This is a genomic window from Affinibrenneria salicis, assembly GCF_008710095.1.
Map to the genome: position 1 here is coordinate 364,823 of NZ_VYKJ01000004.1, position 13,940 is coordinate 378,762.

Sequence of the window (13,940 nt, forward strand, 5' to 3'; positions counted from 1 at the left end):
GGCTACTCCGTTATCGGCTGGCGCAGCCAGACGGCCAGCGCGTTCAGCTCTTCGGCCGCCAGCGACTGCGGACGGTATTCGCCGAGCGGCTGTTTATGCAGCATCGCCTCGGCGACGGCTTCATCATGGTGTACGGTGAGCGGAACGCGCCGACGCAGCGAGACGCTCCACAATTGGTGCAGATCCTGCTGGGCGGCGCTGTGCAGACTGAACTGATTGATAAGGTACCAGCCGCCGGGCGCGGGCGTAGCCCGGTGCAGGCGCAGATGGCAGTTGGCGTCGGGCATTATTACCTGAATCAGCCGGTCGACGCGCGGCAGCGCTGCGGCATCGAGACGGGCGGGAATATCCAGCAGGACCCAGTCGTAGTCGCGCCGCAGCGCCGGCAGGCATTGATCGAGCCAGGGCTGCAAAATATCGGCCGGCGCGCGGTAAAAGCGCGCCCGTTCGGCGGCGCTGAGCTCCCCGCACGGGATAAAATCCAGCCCCGGTCGGTAGCGCCGGGCGCCAGGGCGCGCGTCGTCGTCGCCCAGCGCCGCGCGCAGCCAGCCGGCGGTATCCCCGAACGGCGTATTGAAATGCTGGCCGAGCTGATTGGCGGGCGACAGATCCAGCGCCACGACCTTCTCGTCAGGGTGATGCAGCGCCCAGGCCAGTCCGGCGGTCAGGGCCGTGGCGCCGACGCCGCCGCGTATGCCCTGCAGCGCGATCACCGGCATGGCGTAACGTCTCCGGCGGTCCGGGCATCCAGTTCGTCCAGCAGCGGCCAGCGCGCCATTATTTCTCCATGGCGCTGTTCCGCATAAATATCGATATATTGATCCGGTAAAAGAGAATAAACGCGATTCAGGCGAGCAATGTCGTCTTGCTGTTTATTACAGTCTATGACGCGATAGAAGACGTTTTCTTTTTTCATCATCCAGTGATAATAAGCAGGTGGCAAATAAAGCGCATTTGAGGCGCTAAGGTAAAGTTTCGGTATTGAATCATAAGATTAATCTGTATTGTTCTAAAAAATAGTATAATTGTAATAAAGTTATGAAATACGGCGCGCCCCGCATCCGACCAGAATCTGTTCTGGTTGCTGGATGGTCGGTTACCCGAATAAATTCATATTAGCTTCTTAAATAAGCGATAATCTAAAGGGGCTGGCGCCGCGCGGACTCATACCCGGTCGATGTTGGTTCGCCATGCATTCAACCAGCCGCCCGGACGGTTCGGGCAGGCGATGGACTGCCCGACTGCCCGACTGCCCGACTGCCCGACTGCCCGACTGCCCGACTGCCCGACTGCCCGACTGGCGGTCCGCGTGGTCATCGGGGCGCGAATTTCACTTTATTTTATTTTATTTCATTTTATGTGATCGTAAGTGAATGGAATAATCTGGCGATTATTTCGCTGAGTTATTATGCCCAATAAAATATTCTGGCAATAAACATTAACGTCAATGTGAATAATATTGACCTGTGCGCAGAATGTTATTCTGAATATTGGTTTTATATGCGTAATGTTGAAAAATTGTCAGCCTGCGAGTAACGAAATACGTAACGTAAAGGGGTGTGTTTTTCTCTGCGTGAAATGAAAATATGTCGACTTGTGGCCTGGATGATATAGATTGTGGAGCGATGAATGTTCGGGATGAATAATAGGTGTCTGACGTTTTAAATATTCTGTTATTTTTTAATAAATTATACGCTATTTCCCCGTCGACTCCTTACGCGGCGGGCTTTTGTCGTTTGTCCTCGCCGTACCCCAAAGAGATGAGGACGGCCAGCGACGTTTTTTCATCATTGGATGTGTAATAAGTCATGACGGACGTTAATCGAACTGTACGAGAAACGGCTGCCCGTTGGCGCTTTTGGCGCGGACTTAGCGGCTGGGATTTTTATTTTTTGCTGAAGTTCGCCTTGCTGTGGTTTGGCTATCTGAATTTTCACGCACTGGCCAATCTGGTTTTTTTGGCCTTTCTGCTGTTCCCCATTGCGTCGCGCAAACTGCACCGTCTGCGCCATATCGTCGCGTTGCCCATCGGCCTGGGGTTGTTTTATCACGACACCTGGCTGCCGGGTCTGAGCAGCATTGTTCATCAGGGGGCGATGCTGACGGATTTCTCCGGCGCTTATCTGCTGGATTTAACCAACCGTTTTATCAACTGGACGATGATCGGCTGCGCATTCGTTCTGCTGGTGGGCTACCTGTTTGTCTCTCAGTGGCTGCGCGTTAGCGTGCTGGTTACGCTGGCGCTGATCTGGATTAATCTGGTCAATATCGCCGGGCCGGCGGTGGCGCTGATCTCCAACCCGGCGGCGACGCCGCCGGTCGCGCTGAAAAACGAAACGACGCCGGCGCCAGTACCGAAACCCGGCGGACTGGACGACGCCGCCCCGCCCACCAACGCCAACCTCACGGACTGGCTTGAGCGCTTCCACACGCGGGAGAAGCTGCGCGCTACCGATTTTCCCGCGGCGCTGCCGGCCGATTCTCAGCCGTTTGACGTTCTGATCCTCAACATCTGTTCGCTCTCCTGGTCCGATATTGAGTCCGTTCAACTGCGCGACCACCCGCTGTGGAAGCGTTTCGATATTATTCTCGGCAACTACAACTCGGCCACCGGCTACAGCGGCCCGGCGGCGATCCGTCTGATGCGCGCCAGCTGCGGTCAGGCGGCGCACAGCGAGACCTACAAACCAGCGCCCGAACGCTGCTACCTGTTCGACAATCTGGCAAAACTGGGGTTCAGACAGCACCTGGTGCTTGATCACCCGGGGGTATTCGGTAACTATCTGACTAATCTGCGTGAACTGGGGCGGGCGCAGGGACCGCTGATGTCTCAGGTCGGCATTGCGCCGGCGCTGACCTCATTTGACGGCACGCCGGTATTCAGCGACGGACAACTTATGCAGCGCTGGCTGGATGAACGGCGGCAGAGCAATGAAGCGCGCAGCGCCACCTTTTACAATCTGATCCCATTGCATGACGGCACCCGTCCGCTGGGCAGCACCCGTTCGGCGCCGTATCAGCCGCGCGCGCAGCAGTTGTTTGATCAGCTGGATGCTTTCCTGACCAATCTGCAGACTTCCGGCCGCCGGGTCATGGTGATTGTGGCGCCGGAGCATGGCGCGGCGCTGGTCGGCGACAAAATGCAGATGCCCGGTCTGCGCGATATACCCAGCCCGTCGATTACCCATGTGCCGGTCGGCATCCTGTTTGTCGGCATGAAGGCGCCGCATCAGGCGCAGCCGCTGCGGGTGGATACGCCCACCAGCCTGCTGGCGATCTCGGAACTGATCGCCCGGGTGGTGGACGGTCAGGTGTTCAACGCGCCGAACGTCAACATGTCGGTGCTGACGGATAACCTGCCGCAGACGCCGGCGGTTTCCGAAAATGATGACGCGGTGGTGATCCTGTATCAGGGGCAGCCCTGGATTCGCCTTAACGGCGGCGATTGGGTACGCTATCCGCAGTAGGCAGGCGCGTCAGGCGGATCGATTTACGCTGAATCATCCGCGCGGCGGGATGGCGGCCGGCGCGGGGATGCGTCGCCGCCCGCCGGGATAATGACGCGGCCGATGAGCGAATTGCCGGGAGCCGATTTGAACGCGGCTGGCAGCGTATTTGTCTGGACGGGCCGGAGCGTTCGCCTGAAGGGAACGAATATAGAGGGAACAGGAATGTTAGTCAGGGTTAAAAGAATAAAACCGAACAAGTCGTTATACACCGCACATGTGCTTTTTTACTATGCCTCTATTTTTATCATCGTGCCGTTTAATTCTCGTCTGATGCCGTTTTTGATATACACGACGATGGGAATTATGATTTATATCATGGTCACGCCGGGCGCTATGCCGACTTTCTTCCGGCGAAAACCAGCGCGGAGTAATGAATGGAAAGTAAAGAGTAAAATCAGTTTAATGAGTCAGTATGCCTTGAGCATAAGATTGTCGCTGCTGGCATCACTGGTGTTTTTGATCTCTTGTGTTTTGTTCAGATTTTCATCCCGGCTGGGGATCACACCCTTCATTATGTGCGCCGTGGTATTCTGTGCCTTGATGTATATGGCCTTATGTTTTTATATTTCCAACTCTGAACGCGGCGATGGCGCGGTAAAAAATATATTCTGGACCTTCTTTAAAATCTCCTGGCTGGCCGTATCCGTTTATTGTTATGCGCTGGCAAGGGATTTTTTTATGGAAGTAATCGACATCCCCTATGAGCAGGTTATTTCAAAAGTGACGGTGTTGGGGTATTCAATCGTACTTTTTGTTATGTCCTATCTCGCTTTCGCCAGTTTTGCTATTCTGATCATTGTGTTTTTTGAAAACAAAAAAATAAATTTTGCTGAAAAAACAATACGCCTGGAAAACTATAGCAGTGCGCCCATTCTGGTGCCTCTTTTTTGCGCCTGGTACATATTTTTTATCATTTATATGGTAAATGCGAGCAGCATTGCCAACTATGTGTTTAATGTCACCATTCCCCTGGATACGCGAACGGATTTTTTCTGCCATAATCGCTATATGATCATCGATGAACAGCCGAACGCGGTCTATATGACGGTGCCGCGGGATGGCTACCGTGCTTTCGTGCCCGTAAGAGGATCGTGGCAGACGTATCGGTTGACGTGCATTACCGACGCGCCGTACTACAGTTATCAGCCGGTGAAGTTGAAAAGTGATCTATATTTGCTGGCGAAAGTCGATAGTTTTAAGCTGGATATAGAAAACGCGCGGCGGAATAACTGATTGGTATTACTCTTCCCCGCTGCTGTTCCGGCCGCAGATCGGGGATAAAGCGGCCGACGCGGGACTAAAAGCGCGTATTTCGCGTTCATTCATCATGCAGACCCGTATTATTCAGAGATAGCGATGGGTGAATTTTATCACCCCGGTTGTCCCCTGAAAGACCCTTGCCAGTAATGGCCCGGATACCAGATCGTTTGCCAGCAGAAACCAGATAGACCGGGCCTCTCTTAGCAAGATATAGGGTGCGATATCATAGAGCGAGCAGGTTTTTTCCGCGTTGCGATTATAGGTGTCGATAAAATAATTGATATTGCTTTGAGTTAGGGCGGACTCAGGATCCAGACCTATGATATTCCAGCTGATAATGCCGCAGTCATAAAAAGAACTGGCGATTCCACAACTTTCGAAGTCTATAAAATATGCCTGCTTTCCCTCGATGAAGGCATTATTCGGCCGGGGGTCGCCATGGCAAAATGTCATGCAGTGGTCGTCTCTTATATTTTTTATGCAGGAAAGCAGATAGCTATACTGGTTTTTATCTTTGTCGCCGATCAGCGGGTGATCGATGAGTGGCTCAAGATCTATTAATAGATCGCGAATAATAATAGGTTTGGCAAACGGCAGACCTGATGTGTTTCTATGTAATGCGGCCAGGGATGTCGCCAGTGCGGCTAAATCACCCTCTGTCATTTGGCATAGCCGGCCTTTGGCCTCTTCAAATACCAGCGCCGGGCGGTGACTGTTCCGTGATGAAAAAACTGACGAAAATGCGCCATCGCGATTGAGCACCGCCTTGCTGGCGGATAAGCCCTGCGATTGCAATAGGGTAGATATTCTCCCTTCCGATTCCACAGACGCTTGCGTACGTTCTTGCTGAAAGATCTTTATATAAAATTTCTTGCTGTCAGGGCAGCAAACGAGCAATACAGTATTGACGCCGTTAACGACAATACTTACTTCGCTGGCGCGGATACCATAAATGTCGGTTAGCCATTGTCGTATCTGAATTTGGTACTGATTATTCTGGACCATAAAAAGCGCTTAACATGACTTTTAGCCGTAAGACCACCACGATAACACCTGATTTGTACCGTTTTAATGACAACGTAAAGTTTGCTGACCGCCAAATCTGACCGCCGCAGCGCATCCCTCTATATTCTAAATCATTCGCGTTGCAGGAAGGCGGCAAGAGAGCGGATCCCGAATCGCTGACTCAAATTGGCTATTCGGGGGAGCGAGCGTAGCCAACGCACCGGCAACCTGCAGTATGTCGAGTATAGGGCTTATCGGCCGTCCTTATTTGAGCGCGGTTTCAATGAATAGATCGATCAGCAGGCGCCGCTGTGTTTGTTACTGCGCATAACGCGGCGATGTATGCAGGCTGCGTTTGTGGGCCGCCTATACGTTCAGTACGCCGCAGCGCTTCTCTATCGAGGGCTGGCGCGGGGTGGTTTCCGGCTGAACCTGTTTTGTCTGTCATCCCGTCACTTCGCCTTAATCGAAGTCTGTCCAGCACGGGCAATGAATCATTGTTGTTTTGCATTCTGCGTTGGTTTTTTGGAATTTTTATTTCATAAATGTATTGTGATGACTATCACTGTTCTTTAAGCGGAAGATATTTATTAACTCTATATAATAAGTAAAAACAATAATATGACTTTAACGGGTAGTAATTTTTTAAAATTCGCGACGGTGTTTTAATCAATGTATACGGTTTTAATTTTTTGATCTTCTTCTCAATGTGAACAATAAATTTTATTTTGTATTGAAGCGGGAACTTTTTGTTCCATACTCAGCCTGTGTCAGATGAGATTGATGTCGAGTGCGCGCAGCGCCATACGTTCGGCAGCGGGCACTGGCGAAACGGCCTGTGAACAGGGGGGAGAATGAAAAGCATCCGACTGACGGTAGCCCAGGCATTAGTGCGCTTCCTTGATAATCAATATGTCGAAATAGACGGTAAACAGATTAAGTTTGTTAAAGGCATATTCGCTATTTTTGGTCACGGTAACGTGTTGGGGGTGGGGCAGGCCCTTGAGGAGGACTGCGGGCAGCTCTCGGTATACCAGGGGCGTAATGAACAGGGGATGGCTCACGCCGCCATCGGTTATGCAAAACAGCTATTGCGTCATCAAATCATTGCCTGTACTTCCTCCGTCGGGCCCGGCGCCGCAAACATGATCACCGCCGCCGCAACGGCTACCGCTAATCGTATCCCGCTGCTTTTGCTGCCAGGCGACACTTATGCGACGCGTCAACCCGATCCGGTATTACAGCAAATAGAGCAAAGCCATGATCTCAGCATCAGCACTAATGATGCGTTTCGTCCCGTTAGTAAATACTGGGATCGGGTTAGCCGGCCCGAGCAGTTAATGACCGCCTGTATTAACGCGATGAGAGTGCTCACGGACCCCGCGGAAACCGGGGCGGTAGTCTTGTGCCTGCCGCAGGACGTGCAGGGGGAGGCGTGGGATTATCCCGATTACTTTTTTGCCCGACGAGTGCACCGTATCGAGCGCCCGTTGCCGACGGAAGCCATGTTGAAGGATGCGCTGGCCGTACTGAAGAGCAAACAACAACCGCTTATTATCTGCGGCGGCGGGGTGAAGTACTCGCAGGCTGGGCTTGAATTGATCGAATTCGCAGAAAAATTCACTATCCCGATAGCCGAAACGCAGGCTGGTAAAGGCACCATCAGCTCCGCGCATCCCCTCAACGTCGGCGGTATCGGCGAGACCGGCTCGCTTAGCGCGAACGTGCTGGCCGCCGAGGCTGATTTGGTGATCGGGGTCGGAACGCGTTACACCGATTTCACGACATCGTCGAAGTGGATTTTTAAAAAAAAGGGCGTTTCGTTTTTAAATATCAATATCAGCCGATTCGATGCCTTCAAACTGGACGGCGTTCAACTGGTGGGCGACGCCAGAGCGACTCTGATTGATCTCCTCGAAAATCTGAACGCCGGCGTCTATACGGCCTGGCGCAACCGGATTAAAGATGCCCGGGCGCAGTATCTTGCGGAAGTAGAACGCGTATACAGCGTTGCGTATTCGGGAACCGACTTTATTCCAGAAATAAATGACCGTCTGGATCGTGAGCGGGTTTATGCGGAGTTCAAACGCCTGACGAGTTCGTTATTGACCCAGACCCGCGTGATGGGCGTGCTCAATAAAACGCTGCCGCAAGAGGCGGTGGTGGTTGCCGCATCCGGTAGTTTGCCTGGCGATCTGCAGCGCGTCTGGCAAAGCCGGGGAGGCAACGATTATCATGTCGAATATGGCTATTCCTGCATGGGGTATGAAGTCAATGCCGCACTTGGCGTTAAGATGGCTCAGCCCGCGCGCGAGGTCTATGTCTTTGTCGGCGATGGCGCATTCATGATGTTGCATTCTGAGCTGATTACCTCTCTGCAGGAGGGAAAGAAAATCAATATTCTGCTGTTCGATAACATGGCTAATGGCTGTATCAACAATCTGCAGATAGGGCACGGGATGGACAGCTTCTATACCGAGTTCCGTTACCATTTGGAAGACGGCAGCAGACAGGACGGCGGTCTTATCCCTGTTGATTTCGCTAAAATCGCTGAAGGGTATGGCTGTAAAAGCTATGCGGTGACCACGCTTGAGCAACTGCATGAGGCGCTGGCTGACGCCCGGCGGCAAAAACACTCAACATTGATAGATATTAAAATCTTGCCTAAGACCATGGTTCATAACTATTTCAGCTGGTGGCGGGTCGGCGGTGCGCAAGTCTCCCGTAGTGAAAGAATCAATACCGTAGCCAAAACGCTTGAGGCCAACATTAATAAAGCGCGTCAATACTAAACGTTCGATGGGATAAAATGACGATGGGCGTGGTTTTTGACCCTGATGTCATCAACGATCCGCCGATTATTGATAGGGTTCGGCAGGTCTCCGGACGGGAGACAATATATCGTGCCGTCCCCCCCTGGCGGCGTTATTTTATCCCCTGAATAATCCGGGCCGCAGGGCAAAGCATTCGCGTTTTAAACGACGTCAGCGCCGTTCTAATGCATCGTTTCAGGGATGAGGCCGATTAATTTCGATAATCTCACTCAGGTAAGTATTCGGGTGAGCGTCATACCTGCCGGGCGTCGATTTGAACACCGGCGGTAGCGGTCGCGCAGGGCTAAGTCGAATAGGGCTGTACTGTCGGCTAAATAGCTTCGCATAATAGCGCTACACAGGCCTCTGCTGGCTGAGTGACAGCGATGTCATGAATAAAATATAATTGACTGTTTTTATTTATTATTTTATTTATTTTGTCATTGGTCGCGCGTTGCGGCTCGTCAGAAGTGAAGCATTAATGTACGAAACAATTTAGCGGCGCCCGGTCTGGAAGAAATTTTAGCTGATGGCTATGCTGGTGGTGATTAATTGGGGGCCAGAATAAGGCCGGTTTAATTTGTTTGTCGTTGAACATTCGGCAACGATTTCAGGGATGGCTGATACATGATGACGTCACAAAGAAAAGCGGATGTTTGCCTGGTGCTTACTACGTTGATTGCCGCCTGCGGCTGGATTTTTTCCCGGGAGGCGGTGGCCGGCATGCCGGTGATGGCATTTCTCGGTCTGCGTTTTCTGATCGCCAGCCTTACACTGCTGATATTATGCCGACGTGGCGACCTTCCCCTGCTATTACGCTATTGGCCTGCCGTACTTATCAGCGGCGGATGGCTGGGATTTAATATGTTGTTGTGGATTTATGCGGTTGCGATTACTGCATCATTAGGGGAAGGCGCATTCATTATGAGTCTTTCTATGTTGTTTGTGCCGCTGGCGGCCTGGGGCATGTTGCGCATTTCTCCTGCTCGTGCTTTCTGGTTTTCATTACCTTTGGCGGTGGCGGGGCTGGCGTTACTGACTTTACGTAATGGGTTAACCTGGGAGGTCAGCCAGCTATTGTTTTTAGCGGCGGCTATCGTTCAGGCTATTTATTTCTGTTATACCAGCCGCTACGCGCGGATGGTCCCTCCGTTACCCCTGGCTTCGGTGCAGCTGGGCTGTACCGGACTGGCGGCGATTCTGCTTTCGGTATTTATCGAGTCCTGGCCGCAGCAGGTGAATGGGGCTATCTGGGGATGGGTATTGGCCAGCGCGTTTATCGCTACGGGGTTGCGTTTCTGGTTGCAGTTAAAGGGGCAAAGCATGACCAGCGCGGCGAATGCCGCATTAATCATGATCCTTGAACCTTTATTCACCGTGGTGGCCGCGGCAATATGGTATGGCGAACGTATGTCGGCACAACAAATCGTGGGTTGCCTTTTGATATTAACGGCGCTGTTTTATTATCGCTGGCGGATCAATAAATAATCACTTTTCTGTGATCGGCGCGAAGTCTATTAAAAGCCTGGCCGTTATTTCACTATCGCTAGCGGATAATAAATAGCTTCGCATAATAGTGCCACATGCAGGACATGACATCCCACCAGTACTGGTTTCGCACGATGAGACGTGAAGCATCAATGTGTGAAGTTATTTATACTCAAAATAATTCGGGCCGTAGCATAAGACATTGTCTTCCTGAGCAATGCGACGCGTTGGCTTTTTACGGCCGGGGGGACTTTATGCGTCTAAATAGCGTCACATAATAGCGCTACACCCGCCCTGCGGGTTAAGTGACAACGATGTTATGATCAAATTATAATCGCCTGTTTTTTTATAATTATTTTAATACGCTTATCATCAGTTACGCGCTGTGGCATGGTCAAAAGTGAAGCATCAATGCGCGAAGCTATTGAGTAAACAGAGCCGGAGTCGATCGGAATAGCGTCGTTCCGCAGAGTCGGTCTGCGCGATATTCTGTTGATCGTTTTTTCGCCCGGCGCAGCCGGCGAGGGCGTTGTCTGACGTCTCGGACGTAGCGCCATCACGCCGTCAATCCAGTGAGTTAAATTTTTCATAAAAAATATTATGGAAAATTTAACTCTCCTTTGTTTTTTTCTATTTCGCCGCTGTCCTGTTTGTATGGCGCTCGTTACCTGTTTTTTCGCCGTTTCTTATTTATAACGCGGCATCCTGTTTTTATCGCACAGATCTCATTTATACCGGTGTGGCAGGCAGGGTTATATTTTAATTTTTAATACGTTTCACTGTTTTTTTTGCTGTGGGTTAGTGTTCGCAACTCATGATGCTTAAACATAATGTTATCTAATTGATGGTGATTGTGTTGCGTACATTTTTTGTTATTGGATTAAATTTGTTGTATTTGATCCGCTTCTCAAAATGAATTTATTTTTTTATGTATCATGAAAATGAAATATAAATTTCGCATTTAGCGTTTTTATGCTTTCCAGTCGGGGGATTACAGGACAGATAACGCTTTTAACTAAAAATTGCCGGGTGAAGCCTGTGGCAAGGCTGGCGGCCATTTGTTCAGGATGGGATTTTACTTAAAAGATTTCAATCTATTAAGGAGAATACTATGTCTATCGTCAAGAATCCCGCTGAACTGGACTCGTTGGTTGACCGCGTGCGCACCGGGCAGCAGCAATATGCCGCTTTCAGCCAGGCGCAAGTCGACAACCTATTTCGCGCCGCCGGGCTTGCGGTGTCGGATGCGAGAATCCCGCTGGCCAACGGCATGGCGATGGAGGAATCGGGTATGGGCATCGTCGAGGATAAAGTGATTAAGCATCATTTTGCTTCTGAGCATATCTACAATGCCTGCAAGGATGAGAAGCGCTGCGGCATTTTCTCGGAAAATGAGGCCGTTGGAACGCTGACGATGGCCGATCCGGTTGGCCCGATTTGTGGGATTGCGCCGGCCACCAATCCGATATCTGCGGCTATCTTCAAGTCGCTGAGCAGTCTTAAAACGCGTAACGGCATTATTTTCTCTTCTCGTCCGAGAGCTAAAAACGCGATCAACAAAGCGGCCGAAATTGTTTTACGCACAGCGGTGGGCGTCGGCGCGCGTAATGCTGTTAGTTAAAAGAATGAAGACCGCGTGTATCCAGAACAATACGCCGACGTTTCAGGAGGGAGCCGGCGATTTATTACGGCCGCGCTTACGTCGAATCCGGCGTCGGTAATGAAAAAATTAACGTTTCAATATTCAAAATATATACCGTCAGGTTCCGCCGTTAATAAAGGAGATGATGAAAATGAAAAGATCGTTCCGCAGATAATTAACTGATGGTTAACACGATGACTAACCTGCCTTATTCGTTATTTAATGGTGAGGTCGGTTACGCATGTCGGTTCTTTTTGATTGTTAAGAGAGAGAAAAGATATTTTAAAAACTGTTTAATGGAGAAAGAGTATGGCTAATATAGAGAAGTTGAAATATTTTTCTGGCGGTGAGTGGATTGAATCTAAAACAGAACGCTATATGGATGTTTATAACCCCAGCACCGGGGAAATTATGGCGCAAGCGCCATGCTGTACTGAACAGGAGGTGCTGAATGCGATTGCCGCGGCTAAGCATGCTTTTCCCGCCTGGTCGAACACGCCCGCGATCAAACGTGCGCAAATCATGTTCCGTATTCGCGAATTATTAATAGAAAATGAAGAACGCCTGACGGAATTAGTCGCGAAAGAGAATGGCAAGGCCTGGGGCGACGCGCTGGGCGACGTATTGAAAGCCAAAGAGGGGACCGAACTGGCATGTTCAATCCCGGCGCTTTTGCAGGGAGAAAATTTGCTTGATGCATCGTCTGATATCGATACCAACCTTTACCGTGAACCGATTGGCGTTTTCGCCGGCATCGTTCCCTTCAATTTCCCGGCCATGATTCCAATGGGGTGGATGGCGCCTTTATGTATCGCTTCCGGCAATACTCTGGTGATCAAGGCCGCGAGTATGACGCCGATGACCTGTATGGAAATTGCCCGGCTTTACCAGGAAGCCGGCGTACCGGAAGGGGTGATTAATATTGTCACTTGTTCGCGCAAAGAAGCGGATGTGCTGCTGACTCATCCGGACGTGAATGGGGTATCTTTTGTCGGCTCGACCTCCGTTGGGTTACATGTCTATTCCAAAGCCGCGGCGCACGGTAAGCGGGTGCAGGCATTGTGCGAAGCTAAAAATCATGCGCTGGTGCTGGCGGATGCGCCGGTTAATCGTACTGCCGCTGGTATTATCAATGCCGCTTTTGGTTGTGCCGGGGAGCGCTGCATGGCGCTGCCGGTGGTGGTGGTGCAGGAAGACATTGCCGATGCATTGGTCGCCGCGGTAGTTGAAAAAGCCAGACAGCTGAAAGTGGGGCCCGGCTACCTGCGCGACATCGATATGGGGCCGGTTATTTCTGAGGAGCACCGTCAGTCAGTGGTTAAATGGATTGAAAAGGGCGAGCAAGAGGGCGCCCGGGTTATCCTGGACGGCAGAAACTATCGCGTGGACGGCTACGAACGGGGATTTTATCTTGGACCTACCGTGCTTGATTACGTGACTGAGGAGATGAGCGTCGGCACACAGGAGATTTTTGGTCCGGTGCTTTGTTTTAAACGGGTAAAAACCTTTGAAGAAGGGTTGCAACTGATGAATCGCAATCCCTTTGCTAACGGGTCGGTTATTTTTACCCAGAATGGTTATTATGCACGTAAATTTCAGAAGCATACCCATGGGGGGATGGTTGGCATCAATGTTGGTATTCCGGTGCCGGTCGGCGTATTCCCATTTTCAGGCCATAAACAATCTTTCTTCGGCGATCTCCATTGTTTAGGTAAAGATGGCGTTCGGTTTTACACCGAGTCCAAATGCGTCACCACGCGCTGGTTCGATGAGCAAGAAATAAAACGCGGGAAAGTGGACTCCTGGGACGGCACCATCTGACATCCTGCCGCGTCGTATAAATATGCTCCTCGCCCCGAGGATGGCGACAATAATTTGTAGGTGCGGCTATGAGCGGCGGGAGAGGCAGCGTTGTGTTCACGCCGGGGGCCGCCGCCCGGCGTGGCTTTTCAGACCAAATCGCTGGCAGTGAAACGCGTTGCGTCGCAGCGGAGGCGTAATATTCAGCTATTGATGAAAGATTATAAATAGCTTCGCATAATCGCGCTACACCTGCCCTGCAGGTTGAGTGACAACGATATTATGATTAAATCACAATCAACTGTTTTAATGATTATTTAAATGTTCTTATCATCAGTTACGCGCTGTGGCATGATCAAAAGTGAAGCCTCAATGCGCGAAGCTATTTAGATTAATCTGCAACAGACCCAATAGAATAGCAAA

The 13,940-nt window shown here is 50.9% G+C and carries 9 protein-coding genes and 1 pseudogene; 6 read left to right on the top strand and 4 right to left on the bottom strand.

What is annotated here, in order from left to right:
• Positions 1-2: 2 nt before the first annotated feature.
• Positions 3-719: a cellulose biosynthesis protein BcsQ gene (bcsQ, locus tag FJU30_RS10840; protein ID WP_150434965.1), complete on the bottom strand. Its 717-nt coding sequence runs from the start codon at positions 717-719 to the stop codon at positions 3-5.
• The gene (gene bcsR, locus FJU30_RS10845; protein WP_223881564.1) at positions 710-943 is read right to left on the bottom strand and encodes a cellulose biosynthesis protein BcsR; all 234 of its coding nucleotides are present in this window, start codon (positions 941-943) and stop codon (positions 710-712) included. The genes bcsQ and bcsR overlap by 10 nt, the downstream gene beginning before the upstream one ends.
• 865 nt (positions 944-1,808) lie before the next feature.
• On the opposite strand from bcsR, the gene bcsG reads away from it, so the two are divergent.
• Positions 1,809-3,467: a cellulose biosynthesis protein BcsG gene (gene bcsG, locus FJU30_RS10850; protein WP_150434966.1), complete on the top strand. Its 1,659-nt coding sequence runs from the start codon at positions 1,809-1,811 to the stop codon at positions 3,465-3,467.
• Positions 3,468-3,569: 102 nt separating this feature from the next.
• The gene (locus FJU30_RS10855; RefSeq protein WP_150434967.1) at positions 3,570-4,742 is read left to right on the top strand and encodes a hypothetical protein; all 1,173 of its coding nucleotides are present in this window, start codon (positions 3,570-3,572) and stop codon (positions 4,740-4,742) included.
• A gap of 111 nt (positions 4,743-4,853) precedes the next feature.
• Here FJU30_RS10855 and FJU30_RS10860 read toward each other — a convergent pair whose 3' ends face one another.
• On the bottom strand, positions 4,854-5,774 hold the full coding sequence (locus FJU30_RS10860) for a phosphotransferase (RefSeq protein ID WP_150434968.1): 921 nt from the start codon (positions 5,772-5,774) through the stop codon (positions 4,854-4,856).
• An 854-nt stretch (positions 5,775-6,628) separates the two neighbouring features.
• On the opposite strand from FJU30_RS10860, the gene iolD reads away from it, so the two are divergent.
• Both iolD and FJU30_RS10870 read left to right on the top strand, forming a co-directional pair.
• Positions 6,629-8,566, top strand: a complete 1,938-nt coding sequence (iolD, locus tag FJU30_RS10865) for a 3D-(3,5/4)-trihydroxycyclohexane-1,2-dione acylhydrolase (decyclizing) (protein ID WP_150434969.1) — start codon at positions 6,629-6,631, stop codon at positions 8,564-8,566.
• A 651-nt stretch (positions 8,567-9,217) separates the two neighbouring features.
• Positions 9,218-10,075, top strand: coding sequence for a DMT family transporter (locus FJU30_RS10870; protein ID WP_150435043.1), 858 nt, complete (start codon positions 9,218-9,220; stop codon positions 10,073-10,075).
• A gap of 323 nt (positions 10,076-10,398) precedes the next feature.
• Here the strand turns inward: FJU30_RS10870 and FJU30_RS10875 are convergent, their stop codons facing one another.
• Positions 10,399-10,665, bottom strand: a complete 267-nt coding sequence (locus FJU30_RS10875) for a hypothetical protein (protein ID WP_150434970.1) — start codon at positions 10,663-10,665, stop codon at positions 10,399-10,401.
• A gap of 521 nt (positions 10,666-11,186) precedes the next feature.
• Here FJU30_RS10875 and FJU30_RS10880 point away from each other — a divergent pair.
• Positions 11,187-11,678 (top strand): annotated as a pseudogene (locus tag FJU30_RS10880) (bifunctional acetaldehyde-CoA/alcohol dehydrogenase); the annotation flags it as partial.
• Between the two features lie 348 nt (positions 11,679-12,026).
• Positions 12,027-13,538, top strand: coding sequence for a CoA-acylating methylmalonate-semialdehyde dehydrogenase (locus FJU30_RS10885; RefSeq protein ID WP_150434972.1), 1,512 nt, complete (start codon positions 12,027-12,029; stop codon positions 13,536-13,538).
• Positions 13,539-13,940: the final 402 nt, after the last annotated feature.

Coding starts and splice junctions, on each gene's coding strand:
- bcsQ (WP_150434965.1), bottom strand. CDS start 719: ATGCCGGTGATCGCGCTGCAGGGCATACGCGGCGGCGTCGGCGCCACG.
- bcsG (WP_150434966.1), top strand. CDS start 1,809: ATGACGGACGTTAATCGAACTGTACGAGAAACGGCTGCCCGTTGGCGC.
- FJU30_RS10855 (WP_150434967.1), top strand. CDS start 3,570: ATGAGCGAATTGCCGGGAGCCGATTTGAACGCGGCTGGCAGCGTATTT.
- FJU30_RS10860 (WP_150434968.1), bottom strand. CDS start 5,774: ATGGTCCAGAATAATCAGTACCAAATTCAGATACGACAATGGCTAACC.
- iolD (WP_150434969.1), top strand. CDS start 6,629: ATGAAAAGCATCCGACTGACGGTAGCCCAGGCATTAGTGCGCTTCCTT.
- FJU30_RS10870 (WP_150435043.1), top strand. CDS start 9,218: ATGACGTCACAAAGAAAAGCGGATGTTTGCCTGGTGCTTACTACGTTG.
- FJU30_RS10875 (WP_150434970.1), bottom strand. CDS start 10,665: ATGAAAAATTTAACTCACTGGATTGACGGCGTGATGGCGCTACGTCCG.
- FJU30_RS10885 (WP_150434972.1), top strand. CDS start 12,027: ATGGCTAATATAGAGAAGTTGAAATATTTTTCTGGCGGTGAGTGGATT.